This is a genomic window from Paenibacillus sp. EKM301P (assembly GCF_011800295.1).
GTDB classification, from domain to species: domain Bacteria; phylum Bacillota; class Bacilli; order Paenibacillales; family Paenibacillaceae; genus Paenibacillus; species Paenibacillus polymyxa.
This window is the reverse complement of record NZ_JAALFM010000003.1, coordinates 471,743-493,062: the sequence shown is the minus strand read 5'-3', so window position 1 is coordinate 493,062 and position 21,320 is coordinate 471,743. Positions and strand designations below refer to the sequence as shown.

General features: G+C 47.7%; 22 protein-coding genes. 14 read left to right on the top strand and 8 right to left on the bottom strand.

All coding sequences use genetic code 11. The annotated features are described in order from the left end of the window. The first annotated feature begins 4 nt into the window (after positions 1–4). The 7 genes from nikB (at position 5) to HFD99_RS10390 (ending at position 5,931) form a co-directional block, all read left to right on the top strand. Positions 5–949, top strand: coding sequence for a nickel ABC transporter permease subunit NikB (gene nikB, locus HFD99_RS10420; protein WP_123797802.1), 945 nt, complete (start codon positions 5–7; stop codon positions 947–949). Next, positions 949–1,779, top strand: a complete 831-nt coding sequence (nikC, locus tag HFD99_RS10415) for a nickel ABC transporter permease subunit NikC (RefSeq protein ID WP_039269211.1) — start codon at positions 949–951, stop codon at positions 1,777–1,779. The genes nikB and nikC overlap by 1 nt, the downstream gene beginning before the upstream one ends. 19 nt (positions 1,780–1,798) lie before the next feature. Next, positions 1,799–2,620: an ABC transporter ATP-binding protein gene (locus tag HFD99_RS10410; RefSeq protein ID WP_016822609.1), complete on the top strand. Its 822-nt coding sequence runs from the start codon at positions 1,799–1,801 to the stop codon at positions 2,618–2,620. 41 nt (positions 2,621–2,661) lie between these two features. After that, complete coding sequence (gene nikE, locus HFD99_RS10405; RefSeq protein ID WP_016822610.1) at positions 2,662–3,471, top strand: nickel import ATP-binding protein NikE; 810 nt, start codon at positions 2,662–2,664, stop codon at positions 3,469–3,471. Between the two features lie 140 nt (positions 3,472–3,611). After that, positions 3,612–4,421 carry a transporter substrate-binding domain-containing protein gene (locus tag HFD99_RS10400; protein ID WP_016822611.1) on the top strand — a complete coding sequence of 270 codons (810 nt, stop codon included), beginning with the start codon at positions 3,612–3,614 and terminating at the stop codon, positions 4,419–4,421. Between the two features lie 30 nt (positions 4,422–4,451). Then, positions 4,452–5,168, top strand: a complete 717-nt coding sequence (locus HFD99_RS10395) for an amino acid ABC transporter permease (protein WP_016822612.1) — start codon at positions 4,452–4,454, stop codon at positions 5,166–5,168. 4 nt (positions 5,169–5,172) lie between these two features. After that, a complete protein-coding gene (locus HFD99_RS10390; RefSeq protein WP_016822613.1) occupies positions 5,173–5,931 on the top strand; it encodes an amino acid ABC transporter ATP-binding protein in 759 nt (252 codons plus the stop codon). A gap of 195 nt (positions 5,932–6,126) precedes the next feature. Here HFD99_RS10390 and HFD99_RS10385 read toward each other — a convergent pair whose 3' ends face one another. From HFD99_RS10385 to HFD99_RS10370, 4 genes are all read right to left on the bottom strand, one after another. Next, positions 6,127–7,110 carry a FecCD family ABC transporter permease gene (locus HFD99_RS10385; protein ID WP_025366174.1) on the bottom strand — a complete coding sequence of 328 codons (984 nt, stop codon included), beginning with the start codon at positions 7,108–7,110 and terminating at the stop codon, positions 6,127–6,129. Then, positions 7,107–8,129: a FecCD family ABC transporter permease gene (locus HFD99_RS10380; protein WP_039276462.1), complete on the bottom strand. Its 1,023-nt coding sequence runs from the start codon at positions 8,127–8,129 to the stop codon at positions 7,107–7,109. Before HFD99_RS10380 ends, HFD99_RS10385 begins: the two co-directional genes overlap by 4 nt. Position 8,130: 1 nt before the next feature. Next, positions 8,131–9,108: an ABC transporter substrate-binding protein gene (locus HFD99_RS10375; protein WP_123797801.1), complete on the bottom strand. Its 978-nt coding sequence runs from the start codon at positions 9,106–9,108 to the stop codon at positions 8,131–8,133. A gap of 99 nt (positions 9,109–9,207) precedes the next feature. Beyond that, the gene (locus HFD99_RS10370; protein WP_016822617.1) at positions 9,208–10,005 is read right to left on the bottom strand and encodes a helix-turn-helix domain-containing protein; all 798 of its coding nucleotides are present in this window, start codon (positions 10,003–10,005) and stop codon (positions 9,208–9,210) included. Between the two features lie 114 nt (positions 10,006–10,119). On the opposite strand from HFD99_RS10370, the gene HFD99_RS10365 reads away from it, so the two are divergent. Then, a complete protein-coding gene (locus tag HFD99_RS10365; protein WP_016822618.1) occupies positions 10,120–11,133 on the top strand; it encodes an asparaginase in 1,014 nt (337 codons plus the stop codon). Between the two features lie 38 nt (positions 11,134–11,171). Here HFD99_RS10365 and HFD99_RS10360 read toward each other — a convergent pair whose 3' ends face one another. Further along, positions 11,172–12,119: a Gfo/Idh/MocA family protein gene (locus tag HFD99_RS10360; protein ID WP_016822619.1), complete on the bottom strand. Its 948-nt coding sequence runs from the start codon at positions 12,117–12,119 to the stop codon at positions 11,172–11,174. Positions 12,120–12,230: 111 nt separating this feature from the next. Between HFD99_RS10360 and HFD99_RS10355 the strand changes: the two genes are divergently transcribed. Continuing rightward, complete coding sequence (locus tag HFD99_RS10355; RefSeq protein WP_029514460.1) at positions 12,231–13,190, top strand: helix-turn-helix transcriptional regulator; 960 nt, start codon at positions 12,231–12,233, stop codon at positions 13,188–13,190. A 42-nt stretch (positions 13,191–13,232) separates the two neighbouring features. Here HFD99_RS10355 and HFD99_RS10350 read toward each other — a convergent pair whose 3' ends face one another. Beyond that, the gene (locus HFD99_RS10350; RefSeq protein WP_013373729.1) at positions 13,233–13,478 is read right to left on the bottom strand and encodes a DUF6953 family protein; all 246 of its coding nucleotides are present in this window, start codon (positions 13,476–13,478) and stop codon (positions 13,233–13,235) included. 211 nt (positions 13,479–13,689) lie between these two features. Here HFD99_RS10350 and HFD99_RS10345 point away from each other — a divergent pair, with 211 nt between their 5' ends. Then, positions 13,690–15,090: a helix-turn-helix domain-containing protein gene (locus tag HFD99_RS10345; protein WP_016822621.1), complete on the top strand. Its 1,401-nt coding sequence runs from the start codon at positions 13,690–13,692 to the stop codon at positions 15,088–15,090. A 210-nt stretch (positions 15,091–15,300) separates the two neighbouring features. Here HFD99_RS10345 and HFD99_RS10340 read toward each other — a convergent pair whose 3' ends face one another. Further along, positions 15,301–17,043: an ABC transporter substrate-binding protein gene (locus tag HFD99_RS10340; protein WP_016822622.1), complete on the bottom strand. Its 1,743-nt coding sequence runs from the start codon at positions 17,041–17,043 to the stop codon at positions 15,301–15,303. A gap of 147 nt (positions 17,044–17,190) precedes the next feature. On the opposite strand from HFD99_RS10340, the gene HFD99_RS10335 reads away from it, so the two are divergent. The 4 genes from HFD99_RS10335 to HFD99_RS10320 all read left to right on the top strand — a co-directional run bounded on the left by HFD99_RS10335 (position 17,191) and on the right by HFD99_RS10320 (position 20,127). Further along, positions 17,191–18,705, top strand: a complete 1,515-nt coding sequence (locus HFD99_RS10335) for a DUF4153 domain-containing protein (RefSeq protein ID WP_090889061.1) — start codon at positions 17,191–17,193, stop codon at positions 18,703–18,705. Between the two features lie 13 nt (positions 18,706–18,718). Beyond that, entirely contained in the window at positions 18,719–19,285 is a 567-nt protein-coding gene (locus HFD99_RS10330) for a hypothetical protein (protein ID WP_019688980.1), read from the top strand. Positions 19,286–19,294: 9 nt separating this feature from the next. Continuing rightward, entirely contained in the window at positions 19,295–19,453 is a 159-nt protein-coding gene (locus HFD99_RS10325) for a hypothetical protein (RefSeq protein WP_164964380.1), read from the top strand. Positions 19,454–19,689: 236 nt separating this feature from the next. Further along, positions 19,690–20,127 (top strand): hypothetical protein, encoded by a 438-nt coding sequence (locus HFD99_RS10320; RefSeq protein WP_016822626.1) that lies wholly within the window; start codon positions 19,690–19,692, stop codon positions 20,125–20,127. 73 nt (positions 20,128–20,200) lie between these two features. On the opposite strand, the gene HFD99_RS10315 is transcribed toward HFD99_RS10320, so the two are convergent. Further along, entirely contained in the window at positions 20,201–21,316 is a 1,116-nt protein-coding gene (locus HFD99_RS10315) for a WG repeat-containing protein (RefSeq protein WP_017426113.1), read from the bottom strand. Between the last annotated feature and the right edge of the window lie 4 nt (positions 21,317–21,320).

Sequence of the window (21,320 nt, the reverse complement as noted above, 5' to 3'; positions counted from 1 at the left end):
AACTATGATTAGCTATATCGGGAAGCGAATGGTAGCGGTCATTCCTATTGTTCTCTTTGCCACCCTTGTTACCTTTGCACTCATTCACATTTCACCGGTTGATCCGGCTGAAGCTTATTTGACGGCTGCTCATATTTATCCTACCCCGGAAATTCTGGAGCAGAAAAGGCATGAGTTCGGGCTGGATCAGCCATTGCTGACACAGTATATGCATACACTTCAAAGAATCAGTCGGTTGGACTTTGGTAGTTCGTATCTGACCAACAAGCCAGTGTGGGATGAGGTGAAGGCTCGATTGCCTGCCACTGTTGAGCTGGCCTTAAGCAGCATGGCATTATCCATCGTGGTGAGCATTCCGCTGGGTGTGTTGGCGGCGATGCGTAAAAATGGCTGGATCGACATACTGAGTCGAGGGATTTCGTATTTCGGGGCATCTATTCCCCAGTTCTGGCTGGGATATTTGTTAATCTTCTTTTTCTCTGTACGATTGGACTGGCTACCTGTAGAGGGTCGGGGAACGTGGCAGCATCTGGTGTTGCCGACGTTGACTCTGTCGCTGGTTCTGATTGCTTTATATACGCGTCTGTTGCGCTCCAGTGTGCTGGAACAGCTTCAGGAAACGTATGTGCAGTATGCCAGAACCAGAGGAATACGCGAGCGGGTGATTATGCTCAGGCACATATTCAAAATGGCCATTACTCCGCTAATAACAAGTATGGGCATGAACCTGGGCAAGTTGCTGACTGGAACGATTATTGTGGAGCAGGTGTTTTCATGGCCTGGGTTTGGCCGTTATTTCGTGGAAGCCATTTTTAACCGGGATATTCCCGTCATACAATGCTATGTGTTTTTGGCGGCATGCCTGTTCATCGTATGCAATTTGCTCGTTGATCTGGTGCATTTGTATATGGACCCCCGAATTTCTTCGAAGGGACGAGCAGAGCAGTGATGATAAGGTTGCGTAAAATGTTCAAAGGTCAAAAGGTAATCGTGGTTTGCTCTATCGTGCTGGTAGCCCTTTTTATCATAATGGCGCTGGCTCCATGGCTGGCTCCTCATGATCCGGTTAAAGTCAATTTACTGCATAAGCTGGAAGGCCCCTCAAAAGAGTATTGGCTGGGGACGGACCATCTGGGTCGGTGTAATCTATCCCGGCTGCTGTATGGAGCGCGAATTTCGCTCGGCTTTGCGACATTAATTTTCTTGTCCTCGCTTAGTATCGGTGTTGTGATCGGATCAGTTGCAGGTTATTTGGGCGGTTGGGTCGATAGTGTACTGATGCGGTTTTGCGAAGGCATTATGGCGTTTCCCAACTTGGTGCTTGTGCTCGGCATTGTTGGTATTTTTGGGCCAGGTCTCATGCAGGTGTTGTTTGCCTTGATGCTGGTGCAGTGGGTGTACTATGCCCGAATGTGCCGCAATATGGTCGTCAGTCTGAAAGAGCAGAATTTTATAGCGGCCGCAAGGATTAGCGGCTCCTCCTCAGGGGCCATTATCCGGCGGCACATCATTCCGAATGTGCTGCGGCCGATTGTGGTCATTGGTACGCTAGAGATGGGCTGGGCGATCATGGATATCTCCGCGTTGTCATTCCTGGGTCTAGGCATCCAGCCGCCGACTCCTGAATGGGGAGCCATGATCCATGAGGGAACGGGATACATCCGCAGTCATCCGGAATTAATGATTTATCCGGGTTTCATGATTCTGGTGGTGGTAATGGCCTTCAATATATTGGGAGAGGCGTTGTCCGACCGATATGGAATTGCCAAACGTCAGTAAAACAGGAGTGGGGACAACGATGGAGGACACAGCCAAGACGCAGGTGCTGGAGGTCAGTGGCTTGCAGGTAAAACTCAAAACTGATGCAGGGGCGGTATCTCTGCTGGAACCTATCCATTTTGAACTGAAAAAGGGGCGGGTTCTGGGTCTTGTCGGCGAGAGTGGTAGCGGTAAAACAGTAACCTGTAACGCGCTGCTCCAGCTACTGGATCGCCAGACGATGGATGTGGAAGGCAGTGTCTGTCTGAACGGACGTGAGTTGAATGGAATGCCAGCCGAGGAGATGCGCCGCATTCGGGGCAAGGAAATTGCTTTTATTATGCAAAATCCGATGAGAGCTTTTACGCCAGTATATACGATTGGGGCTCAATTTATGGAAACGATCCGCACGCATACCGGATTAACCATACAACAGGCCCGTGATCTTGCTATAACGGCTTTGGAAAATATGAATCTGCCCAATCCAGCCAAGCTAATGAAGCGTTATTCGTTTCAGTTGAGTGGCGGGATGCTGCAACGGGTCATGATCGCCATTTCCATGTGCCTGCGGCCAGCAGTGGTTATTGCGGATGAACCGACGACGGCACTCGATGTGGTTAATCAGCTACAGGTGCTGAGAGAACTGGATCGCTTACGTACGGAATATGACACGTCTATTTTGCTGATCTCGCATGATCTGGGTGTCATCTCCCAAATGGCGGATGAAGTGGCAGTGATGCAGCGGGGGCGTATTGTTGAGCAGGCAGAGGTGTTTCAGTTGTTCGACCATCCACAGCATGAATATACGAAAATGCTGTTGCAGGCCAGACCTAAGTTGTCCCTTCAGGGCATAAATCAGTAGGGCGATGAGTTGCCTGTTGGATACTTTCAAAAGGGGAGCGAATGCATGTGCTGCAAGTGAAGGAAGTAACTCATAGCTATAGAAAGCGCAAATGGCTGGGCCGCTCCGAATCACGTCTCCCTGTGCTCACTGATGTGTCGCTTACCATAGAGAGCGGATTTTGCCTAGGACTGCTTGGAACCAGTGGAGCGGGGAAGAGCACGCTGGGCAAGGTTATTCTGGGGCTGGAGAAGCCGCAGGAGGGTCAGGTGCTGTTTCAGGGGCAGGACATCTATAATGGAAGTCCTCAAGTACGCAGGGGATTGCGACGGGATATGCAGGTTGTATTCCAGGACTGCTATTCTGCTGTAAACCCTCGCATGACCGCCGGACAGATTATCGGAGAGCCCTTGGACAATTACGAGCGGTTATCAGTGCAGGAACAAAAAAGAACGGTAGAAAATCTGCTGGAGCGGGTGGGTCTTAAGCCGGAGGATCGGAATAAATATCCGCATCAATTCAGCGGCGGACAATTACAGCGGATTAACATTGCACGGGCGATTGCGCTCAGACCCAAGCTGATCGTGCTGGATGAGTCCGTCAGCAGTCTGGATATGGTTCATCAGATGCGCATTTTATCCCTGTTGGAAGAGCTGAAAACTTCATTTGGATTGTCATATCTGTTTATCACACATGATATTCGAGCGGCTTACGCCGTCTGTGATGGCATTGCTGTGATGGAACAAGGGAAATTAGTCGAGCACTGTGCTGAGAAAGATCAGATTTTTGAATCTGCTCACCCGGCTGTGCAACGTTTAATTTCGTCCATTTTGCCGGAGCATCCAGCAGACCGTCTTCCACTTCATAGATAACAACTGACCCGCAAGGGTCTTTTTTTGTGCAGCATCTGGTTAGATAATCAAAATGAAATTTGCTAGTTGTATTATTTGAATAACTCGTTATAATATAAAATCATAGTAAATTACTTGGATTTTAAAAGGGGATGTCATTTATGAAGAAATCTGCTTGGGTAGCAGCGATTGGGCTATCTCTTGTGTTAATAACGGGTGCCTTGAGTGGTTGTTCCTCGAAGGAGGCGGCATCAGGGGATAAGGTACTCTATGTGGGGACACAAAATGACTACCCGCCGTTTGCCTTTACGAATGATAAAAATGAGCTGACCGGATACGATGTGGAAGTAGTCAAGGAGATCGATAAGAAGCTGGACGGCTATAAGATTGAATTTGTACCTTCGGGCTGGGATGCGATATTCCTTGCGCTAGATGCGAATAAAGTGCAGATCATCGCAGATGAAGTTGCCAAAAATCCTGAGCGTGAGAAGAAGTATTTGTTTTCGGATGAGTCCTATTTCTCGGCTCAGTCGGTTATTATTGTGAAAAAGGGTAGAACGGATATCCATTCTCTCAAGGATTTGGAGGGCAAGAAGGTAGCCGCCTCGGTAGGCGATTCCTATACGCAGTTGCTGGAGCAGTATAATGCGAAGAACGGTAACAAAATTATTTTAAAATATAATGATACAGGCACTTCGTCCGACAACCTTCAAGATGTGCAAAATGGCCGAGTGGACGCTTATGTGAATGATCCAGTGATGGCGGCAGCAACGATCAAGAAGGAAGGCTTACAGGTGGAAGCTGTGGGCGAGCCTGTGCAAAGCGATAACATCAATCTAGTGTTCAAGAAGGATAAGCAGGGTGAAGAACTGAAAGCTAAAATCGACCCGATTATTAAAGAGCTTAAAGCGGACGGAACACTGAAAAAATTGTCTGAACAGTGGACAGGTGGAGAATTTATTCCTCAGTAATCACAATGTAAAGAATAGAGTGGGGTTCCTATGGAAAAGCTGTTTGATTTAGATTATATGCTGAAAAGCCTTCCCCAGATCGTGGAGTATCTCCCCGTTACATTATGGATTGCGTTTGTCTCCATGCTGCTGGGTGCGATCATCGGGTTAGCTACGGCCTTAATCCGGATATACAAGGTGCCTGTCTTGGCACCCTTGTCTACATTGTATGTCTCGTACATCCGGGGAACACCGCTCATTGTGCAGCTGTTTCTCGTATATTACGGAATACCCAAGTTTTTGTATTATTTTCAGAGCGAATATGGCTTCTTGCAGCAATTCAATGTCTACGTCATTCCACCCGAGCTGTTTGCGTTGCTCTCATTTTCATTGAACCTGGGGGGATATTTGTCGGAGACGTTCCGGGCAGCGATTCATTCGGTCGATCGGGGACAGTTTGAGGCGGCCAATTCCATCGGAATGAGCCAAACACAGATTATGCTTAAAATTGTATTGCCGCAGGCGCTAACGGTGGCTTTGCCCAACCTGGGAAATACGCTGATCAGTACAGTGAAGGATACGTCTTTTATCTTTATGATAGGTGTCGTCGATATGATGGGGCAGGCCAAAATTATGGGCGCGCGGGCGTTGGCTTTTTTTGAGGTCTATGTTGCGGTGTCTTTGATCTACTGGCTGGTGTGCATCATTATTGAGCGCGGGCTTGTTGTGCTGGAGAAACGTATTCGAATTTACGAAAGAAGTGAGTAAGGGCATGATTCAACTTCATCAAATTCATAAGCATTTTGGGCAGCATCATGTGTTAAAGGGCATAGACCTGACAGTAGGTAAGGGAGAAGTGGTGGTCATTCTGGGCCCAAGCGGATCGGGGAAGTCCACACTGCTGCGCAGCATTAATTTTTTGGAACAGCCGACCAGCGGTAGCATTGAAATTGATGGTCTGAAGGTAGATGCGGCCAAGGCCGGAAAAAAGGACATTCTCGGACTGCGGATGGCAACGGCAATGGTATTTCAGCAATATCAGCTGTTTAAAAATTTGAATGCACTCCACAACGTGATGATTGGTCTGACCAGTGTGAAAAAGATGGATCGCAAGCAGGCAAGGGAGATCAGTGAAGGCATTTTGGAAAAGGTCGGGTTAAAGGATCGTATGACCTATTATCCTGCCCAGCTTTCGGGTGGACAGCAGCAGCGTGTTGCGATTGCCCGCGCTTTGGCGCTGAATCCGCAGGTGTTGTTGTTCGATGAGCCGACATCCTCACTTGATCCTGAACTGGTGGATGAAGTGCTGTCCGTGATTCAAAAGGTGGCGAGTGAAGGCAATACGATGATTATTGTCACGCATGAGCTTGGTTTTGCGAGGGATGTAGCGGATCGGGTCGTGCTGATGGAGCATGGTGCGATCGTAGAACAGGGACCGGTGGAGCAGTTTTTCAATCATCCGAAGGAAGAACGGACACGGCAATTTTTGGGCAAAGCTTTGGGGCAAAGAACGTTACAGGAGCAACCGTAAAATTCCGTACAATGACGTGGAAAGGGGTAGAACTTAGAGTAAAAAGCACGTTAGACTTATCGCAGGAGAAGGGAAACCTGCGTATGTCTGACGTGCTTTTTGGCGTGCTATATATAGATGCATCAGGCTACTGGTGGATGTACCCGGAGAATCCTCAGGTAGGATGAAAGGTCTTTTCCTGTGGGTATCGGGGAATCAGAATGATCTTCTGCTGCGTTCCTTCCGCAGTAAATACACAAAATAAGGAGCGCCCACAAGTGCTGTCATGATCCCGATGGGTATTTCACGTGGAACAATGAGCATTCTGCCCAAAATGTCGCCCAGCAGCATCAGATTCGCTCCCAGCAGGGCAGCCAGCGGAATCAGCCACTGATTGTGGCTGCCAACAAATCTTCGAGCCATATGGGGTGCCATCAGTCCGATGAAGCCGATGGCGCCGACCGCCGAGACTGAAATTCCTGCCAGTGTAACGGCAAGCAATAGGAGCAGCAGGCGCTGGCGAGTCATATGTACCCCGAGGGAAGTAATGGTCTCATCGCCAAGCTGGTAAACATTCAGTTTTTGGTAGCTGCCCCAGGCCAAGGGTAGCAAGACAATGATCCAGGGCAGCAGTGAGATGACCTCCCGCCAGCTCCGGCCCCATAGGCTGCCTGACATCCAGAGCAAAGCCGTGTTCACATTGGTCGGGTGGGTTATGATGAGATACTGCGTGGCTGCCATGAGGACGGCCCCCATAGCGACCCCGACCAGAGCTAGAGCTGCTGGAGCCAGCGTAAGTCTACGGCTGAGCAGCAGCAGAATCAGGAATGTTCCCACGGCTCCGCCAAACGCCGCCAAGGGCAGGATATAGGCTGGAGACTGGGGGAACAGGAAAATCACAGCCGCCGCTGCAAATCCGGCTCCTTTGGAAATGCCGATCACGTCAGGACTGGCTAGCGGATTGCGAAACAGACTTTGCAGAATAGCTCCTGCCACGGCTAGTCCCATGCCTGCCAGCAGTCCAACCAACGTCCGGGGCAAGCGAACCTCGTATACGATAAAATGAAAACGGCTGTGCGTATCCAGCAGAGCCGAGCTGACATCACGCAAGGGAATAGGAAGTGCTCCCACACTGACCGAAACGATGCCGAGCAGGAGCAGCAAAAGCAAGGCGGCCACAAGATAGAAAGTTCTGGTCATCGTGTCCCCCTCCTTTTTTTACGGGCCAGATAGATAAAAAACGGCCCTCCGATAGCAGAGGTTACAATTCCCACGGGCGATTCGAACGGAAAAGAAATGATGCGGCTGAGCAGATCCGCATACACCAGCAGCAGTCCTCCGCCAAGCGCTGTCATCGGAACGAGCAACGAGAGACGTGTTCCAACCAGCGCCCGGGCGATGTGGGGTACGATCAGACAGACAAAGCCGATCGGTCCGCATACCGCCACGGCTGAGCCTGCCATTACGATAACCAGCAGCAGAGCCAGCGCTCGAACAAGAGGGACCCGTTGCCCCAGTCCGGCTGCGATCTCGTCCTCCAACAACAGCAGTCGCAGGGCTGGCAACAGCATAACGAGTAGCACAAGGCTCGCAATGAAAAAAGGAAGAATCATTCGTACCTCTGTCCAGCCCGCCTGGCTTACAGAGCCAGCCAGCCAGAAAATCATGGACTCCGTAGAGTACTGATTTAATATAATGAAGCCCTCTGTTAGTGACGACAGCATGAAATGAATGGTGATGCCCGCCAGCGCCAAGCGAACAGGCTGCTTGTCTGCGAATCCAGCCAGCGACCAGACCAGCCATGCACCTGCCGCTGCCCCAGCAAAGGCCATCAGCATCGTGGATGTTGCCGATAGCTGTGCCGATAAGACGAGTCCCAGCACCACGGCGAGAGAAGCCCCAGCGTTAATGCCAAATACATGTGGTGAAGCCAGCGGATTTCGTGTGGTGAGCTGGGTCAATAGCCCCGCCAGCGCCAGCAGGGTACCGACCATGCAGGCGGTCAGGGTGCGCGGCAGGCGCAGCGTCTGAATATACAGATGTATCTTGTCGCTGCGCTGATAGGTCAATGCCTGATACAGTTCAGCCCACGATATAGAGGCGGGGCCCCATTTGAGGCTGAATAACAAGCCCAGGATTAATAAAATCAAAGACACTAAAAACAGGAAGAGCAGAAACCGCGAACGGCTCTGCTTCTTGGTGGATATAGAATGGATCATTTTACTTCTCTCCCAGGCTGTTTACGATGTCCTCGGCTATTTTTTCACTTCCCAGCATCCCGCGGGACAAGGACCAATTACGTCGTTCTACCGTAAATACACGGTTGTTTTTAACTGCGTCTATATTTTGCCACAAGGGATTGCTTTCCCACTGGTTCACGATCGTTGCAGGGTCTGTCGGCATCAGGAACAGTACCTGTGGGTTGGCTTCAACCAACTGCTCCAGTGTCAGCTCGGGATATGCCTTGTCGCTGTGCACCGGATCGGTAAAGCCTAACAGCTTTACAATGGAGCCAGTATATGCATGGTCCGAATGGGCGAAGAAGCCTTTAGGATTGACGACAGCAGGCAGTACGGTCAGAGAGGTGTTCTTCAGCTTCTTTTTGGCTGCATCCATTTTGACCTGATGTTCTTTTAGGCGTTTTTGAGCCTCTTCACTTTTACCTACGGCCGTAGCGAGGATCGTGTAGTTTTTTAGCATATGCTCATAGTCTGCCTGAAAATCGTCCAGTGCCAGCACTGGGGCAATGCCTTTCAATTGAGTTAGGGCGTTTTTGTGCTTATTAATATCCACAATAATCAGATCAGGCTGCAATGAGCTGATCAGTTCAATGTTGGGTTCATAACGGGAGCCTACGGAAGTGTAGTCCTTCAGCTTGCTTTTCACGGAATCCATGAACAGCTCAGGCGTACCGTCATCAGCAATTCCGATAGGCTGCACACCCAGAGTCACCAGCATGTCCGTAAAGCTGAAATCCATTGAAATAATACGTGCAGGCTTGCCTGGTAAAGTGACAGTTCCGAGTGCATCCTGAACGGTGATACGGTCTCCGTCAGATGAGCTGTTCGCTGGTTGGGAACCCGTCGAATTGTCGTTTGCCGCAGTCTGATTCGTGGAGGATGAACTACAAGCTGCCAAGCTAATAGCGAGCAGTAAGGTGAAGGTGAGGCTCAATATACGTGTAAACCAATGATGCATCCTGTTTCCTCCTGATAATAATAATTATTCTCATTTGAATTTTAGCGGCAACCTCTCTTTTATACCATGTCTGATTTGTAGACGTTACATGTTATATTATTAGATTCTTTGAAACTGGGTGGGGGAGCAGCCGACTTCTTTTTTAAAAATACGACTAAAATGAAAATAATCCGTAAATCCGACCCGTTGGGCGACTTCCTTGGCTGGAAGTCGGGTCTGCTGGAACATTTGCTTCGCTTTTTGGATACGGAGATGACGTAAATACTGGGTCATGGTCATGCCAGTGGCTTTTTTGAACAACACCGTGTAATGTCCTTCGCTCATGCCCGCCCGATCAGCCAGAAGCGGCAAGGTCAGCTTGAGCATATAATGCTCATGGATATAAGACAGGGATTGTTCAATAGATACCGATGAGTTGTGGTTGTCCTGCACCATATGCGTCTCATAGATATAAATGAATAGCAAGCGCTCCAGAAGCAGTCTTTTTCGAAATTGCCGGGCCGCCTTTTCCACGCCAGCTTCATCCTGAATGCTTGGGGCTGTTGTTCGTAGCAGCTCGTCCAGCATATATTTGATTTTGTATTCACTCAAGGTACGCAACGGACCATGCAGCGTCCAATCCGTGGATTCGCCTTGCAGCACACGATACGTAAGCACGATATATTCGGCTTCCCGGGTTTTGGGGACCTGAATGCTGCAAGCGCCATATTGATTATGAAAGGCAAAGCCCTGCGTGAAAATAACCGGCTCTTGGTCTTTAGCTGAGAGAGTGACATGTCCGTGCAGCGCAACAATCAGGAGATGGCTGTCGGAGCCAGGATGCAGGGTCTGAGAGGTGTTGCCGTATTCGATATGCTCCAGCAACGGGATGACGGTTGCTAGCTGCTCCAGATTCATGAATGCACCATCCTTCATTATTTCTTTTCTTTAGCAAAGTAGCTAATCACCCTTATTCATGATAAATTCTAAGAACAATAAAGTGAAGTTGTAATCGGGAAGGAACATTGGCAAATGAAAAAGGTTCTGTTCATTAATACCGGAGGAACAATTGCTTCCTCCTATCAGGAAAACGGCCTGACTCCAACTCAATCGGCTGAAAATATTTTGGCTGAAATTCCAGAGCTCCAGGAAATTTGCGAGATTGATGCCTACAATCTGATGAGCATTGATAGCACCAATACACAACCAGAGGATTGGGCTTCCATCGCCCGGATGGTACATCGTTCGCTCGATCAATACGACGGTATTGTTATTGCCCATGGCACGGATACGATGGCTTATACGGCTTCAGCCCTGAGCTTTATGTTGGGGACTGTGGACAAACCCGTCGTTGTGACAGGGTCGCAAGTATCTATATTGGCGGAGCACAGCGATTCCAAAAAAAATGTAATTGACTCATTCCTGACCGCATGTGGCGAGGTAGCAGGGGTTTTTGTCGTGTTTAATGGCAAGATTATCAACGGCAGCCGCAGCTCGAAGATCAGAACACGCAGCTATAATGCTTTTGAGAGTATTAACTATCCGTACATAGGTCTCGTGGAGAACGGCAAGGTGGTCTATACGGAGGGCGTATTTGCAAATCGTGATACCGTTCGTCACCCATACAATGACAGGTATGCTTCTGAAGTATTTCTGCTCAGGCTGATTCCGGGTACAAACCCGGCGATTTTTGATGCTATTCAGAGCTTGGGCTATAAAGGTATCGTCATTGAGGGCTTTGGCATGGGCGGCGTGCCTTTTAAAGAAAGGAGCCTCATCAGTAAAATTGAGGATCTGATGAAGGACGGTATGAGTATTGTTGTTACCACTCAATGTCCTTATGAGGGCGGGGACCTGACGATTTATGAGGTAGGGCAGAAGGTGCTGGAAAAGGGCGTTATTCCGGGGTATGACATGACAACAGAAGCGCTGGTAACGAAAATGATGTGGGCGTTGGGCCAGACGACTGACCCGGCTGAGGTAGCCAAGATTATGGCAACGAACTACGCGGACGAAGTGTCCCTGCCTGCGGATACAGCTTCCTGATAGGAAGCTGATTTCCGAAGGTACGGGCTAACTACCGGCTAACGCCGAGCTTGCTCCAGTCTGTTTTTAATCTCAATGGCCATTTCCAGTGCTTGTACGGCCGACTCCAATGGAATCAGACATTCCGCATGTCCGCCAAAGCAATCAAGTGCATGATCCCAACTTTTTTCGTATGGATTGGCGGATTCGAGGTTGATTTTTTGCTGTCCTGATGCGGTATACTCAAATAATGCGGTGGGTATGGGATCGTTTTCGTCACTCTCATGAAATACCAGCTTGGCTTTTTCAAAATAAGCTTCATAGGCCACCGTGAAAGGATAGCTTTTCGGCATATGGGAAGAAGCGATGACTTCTGTGAATGTATCCCGATGCTGAAAATAAGCCCGAACTTGTGCCTGTTCGGGATGGACTACCTCTGTACCCCACACTGTATATGGATCACATGGACCCCATAGCCAGGTGAATAAATCCAGTTCATGAATCATGAACTGCGTAGGGAGGGAACTTAGTCCAAGGTCTCCCCACAGGGGAGGGGTTTCTCTTTTCAAGGACAAGGAAATGAGTTTTCCGTATTTTTGTTGGTGATAAGCCTCGTACAGATAGGTATAGGCAGGATCAAACTTAATGAACTGGTTGACCAGAATTTTTTTGCCATATTGCTTCTCAGCTTGTTGCATAAGAAGAGCGTCTTCGAGATGAAAGCAAACCGGTGTTTCACAAAATACATGCTTCCCGTGCTTTAGCGCATCAATGGCATGTGACCTATGCAGGTGGGAGGGCAGGCATAGATCGACGATATCCACGTCCGGATCCAGCAGAATATCCTCTATATTTTGTGTGACTTCTACGTTTAGCTCCTCTTTCAATTTTTGCAGCTTGGTTTCGTTCCTTCCAAATACAATGAGTCTGTTTACCTTGGGATGGTTGTTTAACAGCGAGGCATGATACGCGCCGAATCCCGTCCCCAAAATTCCAATATTCATCATCCATTACACCCCTTTACTTCTATGATACACACCTATTGCTGCCAACAGGGTGTCAACAATCTTTGCATCATCTTTTCATTTCGGGTTAACCATCTATGTGGAGGTATGATTGTGAGACTGCATCGTTTAATCGCGATTTTATTATGTATCGAATCTAGAGGGAGAATGAAGGCCAGGGAATTGGCGTTGGCACTGGAAACCTCTGTACGCTCCATTTACAGGGATATCGACCTTCTGGCTGAAGCCGGAGTTCCGATTGTTACCGCATCCGGTCCGAAGGGCGGAATTTATTTAATGGAGGGTTATACGGCAAACCTGAAGCAGTTGAATGGCGGGGATGTCATTCAGTTGTATTTAACGGGGATGGGCATTTATACGGGCGGGTCCACGGAATCGGGTTTGAAGTTAAAGAATACTTTGCTCAAACTGGAACAGACGATGCCGGCCCCCTATCAATCCGATATTCAAAAAGCCAAAGCTCGGTTTTATTTTGATGATACACCGTGGTGGACGGAACGTATAGCGATTCCTTGCCTGGAAGCCGTGAGAGCGGCAGTATGGGGGTCCTATAAAGTAATGATCCAATATGAGAAAGCTGACGGCTCTTGCACTTCTCGCCATGTACATCCCTATGGACTTGTGGTGAAAAAAGGAGATTGGTATCTGATTGCCTTTTGTGAAGTCGGGCAGGAGATTCGGACTTTTAAGTGTGAGCGAATTATGGAGGTTCAGCCGTCTGTTGAAGTCTTTAAGGTTCCTGAGGATTTTTCACTGGAATATTATTGGACAAGTAAAGAAAGCGCTTTTAAGCAGCTTTGTAGAGAGAAAGAATACTATCCTGTTCTGGTCCGAGCGACTAAGAAGCAAGCTGGAATACTAGCGAAAAGGATGGAAATCATCCAGTCTGTACAGGAAGGCAATCACTTCATTCTAACCGTCAACATGTATAGCTATGAAGCGGCCTGCCGCGATGCGATGGATTGGATCGGCCGTGTTGAAATCGTGGAGCCTGCAATACTCCGACAGTTTGTGAAGGAGGAAATTAGCCGACTCCAGAGGATATACGGTTAAATCATCAAAAAAACATCTGCCTATAGCAGATGCTTTTGCTTGTTAAGTCCAGGCCCAGAGGAATGCATCACGATCCCAGGCGATTCGGCCACCATGTAGCTTGCGAAATGCCTTTTTGATTTCTTTTTCCAAAGATACATGACCATGCTCGCTTATAAACACATACTGCTCTCCGTATTCAGAGCGTACATATGCAATGGCATCTTCTTGTTTCAGAGTGCCCACTTCACGGATTTGCGCGACCATCCATTGTGCAATTTGTTGTTCTATAGTTGGGGTGTTGTCCATTTGTCGTATCCTTTCCTGCGACCGATTGGTTGTAGCTGTTCAGCTCGCCTCCTGTAGTATACGGCAATTCGGAGAATTATTGAATTTTTTGATATAAATGTACTTATGCAGTTGGCTAAGTGGGCTTTCTTTTGTATAATTAAGGGAATATTCACGGGAATTTTCTTTTTTTGTATTGAAATCATGCAAGTTATCCCTGGGGGTGCCTGATTTGAAGGAAACAACCACTATTCGCGCAGAGCTGGAGCAGTACATCAGACGAGAAGGAATTACGATTAGTAAGTTTGGGGAGAACACAGGTATTAATGCAGGAACAATCAGTGCCATTATCAACGGTAACCGGCCAATTGCGATGCTGCTGCTGGATCGGATTGCTGCAGGTATGGGGCTTGAAGAAGGAAGCCTCTATGAGCTATACATTGATGAATTTATACGGAATACGGCACCGAATTGGCGACGGGTTCGGCCCTTTTTGCATCGCTGTGCAGAGCTGAACAAACTCGATTGTATTAAGCAAGTCGTGGAGTTTATCATGGACTATCTCATATACGCCCCGGCTTTGTTTGAGACAGCGGAAGAATTATTCAGCGAAGGTAGGTTGGAGGCTGCGGCCATTATTTATAAAAATGTCGCGGAAAGTGAGAAGTATCAACATTCGGAGCGGCTGGCGCTCTGCCAATACCGTTTATTTACGATTACCGTTGGCGATGATCAGGATGAAAATTTATGGGCAGCCACACATTTTGAAAGCTTTGTAGAGCGATTGGGTGAGGCAGACCAACTGGATGCCTTAAGAGATTTGGCTAATACGTATGCCTCCTTGCGGCGTTGGGATAAAGTAGAATGGTTTGCTGAAAAAATGGCTCAAAAAGCCAAAGTACAATACGAGCAAAAATACGGAAATACCAGAAAATCAGAGCGTGGCAAGGAACCTAAGGGCCCTTTGTTTATGTATATTGTATACTCTTACGTACTCCGTGCCGGGGTGTGGGATGAGCGCGGGGATTATCAGAAGGCACTGGAATATGTATCCCTATACTCTGATTTGAGCTGGGTGCAAGAGGATACGGAGGAAGCTCGGCATTTGAAGGCCCTTTGTAGCAACTGGGCTGAGGCCAACAGGTATTTGTATCAGTTGATGTCCGGTAGCCTGGATGTGATTCCACAGTATGTAAATTATTTGGAAAAAAATGAGGGCGAAATTCTGGTGGGGTTACATAAGATAATGGTAGCGGCCAACCGTTATGATTTTAATGTAGATCATGTACTGCAGCACTTTGAAAAACAAATTGAGGCATTTGCAGATCAGCATGCCAAGGTAGGCACCTATACCGAGCAAATGTCAGCAGATCTCTATGCACGATTTTTGGCAGAGATGGCTTGTTACGATCTCAACAAACATCGTTATTCCAAAGGTATGAAATTCCTGCTTGAGAGCCTTTCCTATTCTGTCGTGCTGAATGGTAATCCTGTCACCATCAAGTGTGTAGGACTATTTGAAAAGTATCGGCATACTGCCACTTCTGAGGACAAAGAGGAATATAAAAACTTACTTGGAGAGGTAGAGTACATCTATGATAAAAAAGATCGTTTTTTCTCTGCTCGCATTTAATGTTTTTATCCTATTGAATTTTCCACCCGTCACCCCTCCTATAGAAGACCCTAGCGATGTCCACAGTCATGGGCTGGGGGGATGGGCATTGTCATCTCCTGAACCATCGGCTTAGAGGGTCTAGATAACATTAAAAAAGGTATTCTCTTATGAAGAGGATACCTTTTTTATTTGCAAGTGCATTTGAAGGTTGAAGGAGCGTCCTTGCCGTCAAGTGTGAGGAGTTGGAGGTTGGGCAGGCGGAAACCAGACATGACGAAGATCCACCCAACCTTGGCTGTTAAAGGATACGCCGCGAACAGTAGGAAGATAGGCCGTCTGAACGGGCTTTTCATATAAAATATGCAGCTGGTGCTCATCCATGAGCCGAGTTTCGATATGTTCAAATTGCTGTGCTCTAACGGTATGATCGGCTTCCCGTGCAATTTCGCGCAGCAGTCTTTCGATATCCACACGGCTATGCGGCTCCACATGCCCAGATACATTGAGATACAGATCAAACAGACGCAATTGCTCATCACGGTCACGAAACAGAGAAAAGATGATTAAGTCTGACTCCATACGAATAGATGAACTTTTGAATTCATTCATGGATGCGGCCACAATGTTACACGTATATCCACAGAATTCGAGCTGAGCTGCGACCCGTTCTGCATCCGCTCTATACTCGGGAATGGTGGCAATTTGTAACGCCGCCAGTGGTTCGCATGAATCATTAGCGTTAGATGAATCCACTGCTGAAGGAAGGGGGCGATGATCCAGACATGCTACAATCCGAGCACGTATTTCCGGGTTGCGCAGCGGTCCATCCTTGTGTGTGTTACATGTGATAAATTTGCGTACCGAAGCCGCCGAGTGAATCTGGCTCCATGCGGTATCCGTGTCTCTTGCCAGTATAGGATTATGGATAATGTGAAAAGAAGAAGCGGTATCTTCCATATCCGGCGATTCCAGCTTAGTCGCCCACGGGAGTTGAACGATTTCCACCCGATCTAGATGAGCACGACCCTGAAAATAAGGCGCAAAAGCCTCAAGTAAGCACAAGCTTTCGTTCATTTCCGTGACCTTGAAAGCCCCCGTACCGATAGGACGAATGCCAAAGGCGGCTTCACCCACCTGATTAAGCTCACGCGGTACAATGGCAGCCCGGCTGGTACACAGGAAGGATAAAAATAGCTCGTTCGGCTCCTTTAGTACAAAGCGTACCATCGTCGGACTCAACGCTTGAACGTGCTGAATTTGCCGGACGATAAAATGGTAAAGTCTCCTTCCCGGCGCCCGACTCAGTCGCTCAAAGGTATAGACGACGTCTTCCGCGGTCAGTATTTTGCCGTTATGAAACAGCACTTCTTTACGCAGGAAAAAGGTCCACTGCGTACGAGTAGTGTCCACCTCCCAAGCGTGCGCCAGTCCCGGCAAAATCTCACCGCTCTCGTTCGCCCGGCGGGCCAGCCCGTCAAAGACATGGCTGGATACGAAGGACTCGGCGAGCCAGTTCAAGTACAACGGGTCCAGCGTATAGAGCTGCTGGCGAATGGGCAGACGCAGCGTGTCGATCTGCTGCTGATCACTGCGCACCTCCGCGTGATGCCCGAAATAATTCAGCAGCCAGCCCTGCAAATGCTCCTGCATGGTGGAGGAGCGTGAATGAACTCGGATTTCATCCAGTGCGCGTTTGATATCATGGCGGTCTATGGCTTGCATCATGGATTGCACAGCAATGTCTTCCGGCTGAATAAGGAAGCGCAGACTGGAGCGGCGGCCTCTGCCTCGGCGAGGAGTCCATTGTATCCAATCGTGCTGTTCCATTTTCTGAATGATCATCAAGGCATTGCGGTGGGTGCAGTCAAAAATAGCCGCCAGCTCATCCAGCGTAGTCTCTATGGTATGGTTCTCGTCCCTGTCGTCAGCTGCGTGGGAGTGAAGCCGTAAAAATTGGGCGTGAAGTTTCATTCAGGAATGCTCCGTTTCCCCTATGCTTGAGTAAAAGCGCAACTGCTTTTATAAAATAGGAAATTTTATTTTGATTAATTTCTCTTTATCTTCTTATTTTATCATCTACAATAAGGGTTATAAAGCATAGTTGTGGAGGTATTTACCATGCATGACAAGGTGAATGGATCGTCTTTGCCGAAAGCGTCGTTGTTGTCTGCCTTTGCCGGCGCCATTGTGTTGGCGCTGGTCCATCAATATCTGTTCTTCGAACATGGGCTGGGCGTGTCTATGCCTATTTTCGTTATTGTATTTTACGTGTATATGTATTCCTTTAATCGAGATCGTTGCCAGCCCATTACATGGATAGGACGTCTGCTGTTTGTGGTCATTATGATGCTGGCACTGACATATGTGCTGTTCGATAACCCGATCTTTTATGTGTTAAATGCCCTGGCTATATCTGCTCTGATTAGCGTACATATGGTGTTGCTGTTCGGGGAAAAAAGGCATAGCTGGTCAGAAATCGGTATTATCGGTCAGGCGCTAAGCCATTGGTTTTATCAAAATTTCCGCCATATCGTGACTCCGTTTCGAATGTTTAAGACGGCAGCCTTTCGGAATGTAAAGGATGAGCGTAAGCGTGTATTGGGTAAAGTGATAATCGGTCTACTTATTGCCTTGCCGTTGCTACTCATTATTATATCTCTGCTGGCTTCCGCAGATGGGGTGTTCGAAGAGTTGTTATCTGGCATACCCGCATGGATTGGCACATTGACCTTTGGGAGTGGTTTGCCGCGGCTGATCTGGGCCTGCTTTTTTACCTTCTGTTTTTTCTGTTACTTGTGGGGATTCGTACAGCCTGCTCCGCGGAATACGGAAAGAGAGGCTCAGTCAGCAGCAGCAGTACCTTACCACGAGCCGGTCGCAATCAAGTTTGATCCTGTCATTACCGCTACAGTGCTGATTGTCATGAACCTGGTGTATGTTGTGTTCGTCGTGCTGCAGTTCGGATATCTGTTTGGTGCATGGGAAGGTGCTTTGCCAGAAGGAACCTCGTATGCTGAATATGCGAGAAGAGGATTCGGGGAGCTGGTTATGGTAACAGGTATCAATTTTGTGCTGATGATCAGTGTATTGAAATGGACTGAATTCGGCTCAGGTATAGTGCAAACATTGAACAGCGGCCTGCTGTACATACTCGTCGGTTGTTCGGGTGTGATGCTGTACTCGGGATATACCCGGCTGGTTATGTACGAAGAAGCATACGGATATACGTATATCCGTTATCTGGTACACGCATTTATGATTTTTCTGGGCTTGCTGCTGCTCGTTGCGGCCGTGCGTATTCATGTCCGCCAGCTTCCGCTGGCGAAATATTATATTGTACTCGCTCTAATCGCCTATGTCGTCGTGAATTATGTGGGTATTGATGTACGGATAGCTGAAAATAATCTCGAACGGTATCGTACAACATCGGTGATAGACAAGGAATATTTGAGTGAGCTATCAGCGGACGCGATTCCACTACTGATTGATTTTAGCCGTAAGGAACACGGAGCGCTGGATGAGTTTTTACAAGCCCGCTTGATGAGCATGACGAGAGAAGAATCGAGTTGGCCCGAATTCAATTGGGCTAAGTATCGAGCGCAACAGGAATTGCACGCCTATATTTTGGAATGAGAGGTGTTTGGGAATGATCGGAACAGATACGTTACAAGGTATGGTACTAGAGCTACGGGATGAAATGTCACACTACCAGCATCAGTTTGGTGTAAGACGGAACGATTTCCTCGTGGAGGCTATGTCCTATGGAATGAGTAAGGAGGAAGCCCGTGCTTATGCTATCCAGCGTATTGGCCCGGTCGTTCCCGTCACCTGTATGCCTACGTTGGCTCTAGGGAAAGTGAGACCGCTCAGTCCAATGTTGGCAATGCGGTACCAATATGCAGGGGATTGGAAAGACATCCATGAGCATCTGCTCCTTCCTGATGAAGTGCTCCGGATCGCAGGTACACAGCATTTTCGCAGCTGGATCAGCGATATGCGAAATTACTGGGTGGAATCGGCCCCTTACCGATTCGGGGATGATCGTCTTTCGCTGCTGTCGGTCGCAAGCGAGAAAGAAGGTCACTTTTCCATGCTCGTCTGGAAGGAACCTGGTGAAGAGCCGGAGGTATGGACGTATGCTTCCCAGCATGAATACCGATTCAGTCATTTGCTCCACTGGTTCAAGTGGTTGAACGGGCGCAGTGAAGAATGAGAGGTACAGATGATGAAAAAGAATCGTAATTGGATCGTGCTATTTATTGGCATTGCTATAATGGTGGGGGTTGCAGACTATTTTACACCAGCTAAGCCTGCGACTACTCCTGAGCTTATCGTTCCAACTGTAATCAGTGAAGAAAGCCTTCAGCTAAGTGATGACTAAACCATAAGGGTCACATTATGGCTGCTGTTAAGTTGATTTTGAGCAAAGTCTCTGGTTTCGATTGAAATTAAAAAAATATAGTTCGTTTTCTGTGGTATTGCGTTGTTAAAGTAAGCCGGAAATCACCCTAATAGTTGAGAGGGAATTGAAGCTAATATCAATCGAATGTGGAGCCATTCAGATGTTCAAGCGACTCCGTCATTTCCTCTACAACTTATATTCAGGGGGAATTTTCAATGGCTAGAAGTGCAAGCACATACGCATCTGTAATCGACGGTTTTAAGGTAGAAACGAACAAAAAGTATTCGCCAGTAGGTGGAACAAAATGTAATATTTTTGCACAAGACGTGATGGCTGCGATGTCGGCTTCCTTGCCAAGTGGCTTAGCCAATCAAATGGCTGATGCTTTACTGGGTAACAACACGCCGGGCTGGTACTCCGTAACTTTTCAGGATGCTCAAAAAAGAGCAAACCTCGGGTACCCAACCATCGGGATCAAAAAAGCGGACGGACATGGTCATGTCGTCGTCGTCAGACCAAAGGGTTCATCGATCACGATCTTGAAGGAAGTACAGATCGCTCAGGCGGGAACCAAAAATTACAACAGTAATACTATTAATTACTCTTGGGTGGCAGCTGATCTGCCTGGCGTAAAATTCTATACACACGACTAAGTGGTTTTGAGATATTAGCAGTCAAAATAACCCTGGAAGCAGATCCATTCGATCTGCCTCCAGGGTTATTTTTTTATTTTGAAGCAGAATGTTTAGATACAATGAAGGCTTTGCCTGGCTTGACAAAAGCAACAGCATAACCATTAGAGAAGGAAGAAGATTCCGATCTGTATTCAAGCTTGGTCAGCAGTTGCCCTTGGCGATTGATGTAACCGAATTTTCCGTTCGAGACAGATGAGTTTGCTTGTTTACCAACTAAAGCAATGCCTTCCTTGAATGGAGATGTAACGTCATATTTTTGTTGATATTTAATAACCAATGTTCCGGTTTTATCAATAAACCCAACCTCATTTTTCGCATTTTTCACACTGGCCAAGCCCTCGCTAAAATCCTGTGCATCCGTAAATTTAAAGGGAATCACGACTTTTCCCTGTTTATTGATGAATCCCCATTTACCCTTGGCATTTTGTACTGGAGCCAATCCTTCCGAGAAGTCTCCGCCAGATTTGTATTGAGGTGGAATGACTTCTTTTCCTGCCGTATTGATATAACCGTATAGTCCCTTGCTATTTTGAACAATAGCCAAGCCATCCGAGAAACTACGGCTGTATTTGTATTGATAAGGAATCGCTAGCTTACCGGAAGCATTCACAAAACCAATCTTCCCAGTGTTAGGGGCATAGGCAAGGGCCAGCCCTTCTGTAAATACATATTCTGAATCCACATGTTCTTTAAAATGAGAAAGGGTTTTTCCCGTTCGATCTATAATTGCATTTTCTTTGGTGTCTGCTATGGTGACCTTGGCCTTGCCTTCGGAAAAGACATTGGCTTCGGTGTATTGGCAAGGAATGACCAGTGTCCCTTTCGTATTAATGTACCCAAAGAGATTGGTTTTTGTATTTTTGACTACAGCCCGCTGCTCTTGAAAATCACCAACAGGTTTAAGCTCGGCGGGAAGAGAGAAAGCCTTTTGTCCCTTGGTATTGTAATACACAAGGTTTCCGGCAGATGTTTCAGCAGCCAATAAGCCATCATGAAAAGCACCATCGCTTGAAGGACGAGCAATGTTGTAATCTACAGCAGTTTTAGAGACTTCAATGGTTGTTGTGCTGGGTGCGGCCCAGCCTGTTCCAATAACAGAGATGCCAGTAATCAAAATTAATGCAGCTAATCCTAATTTTTTCAACATGCAT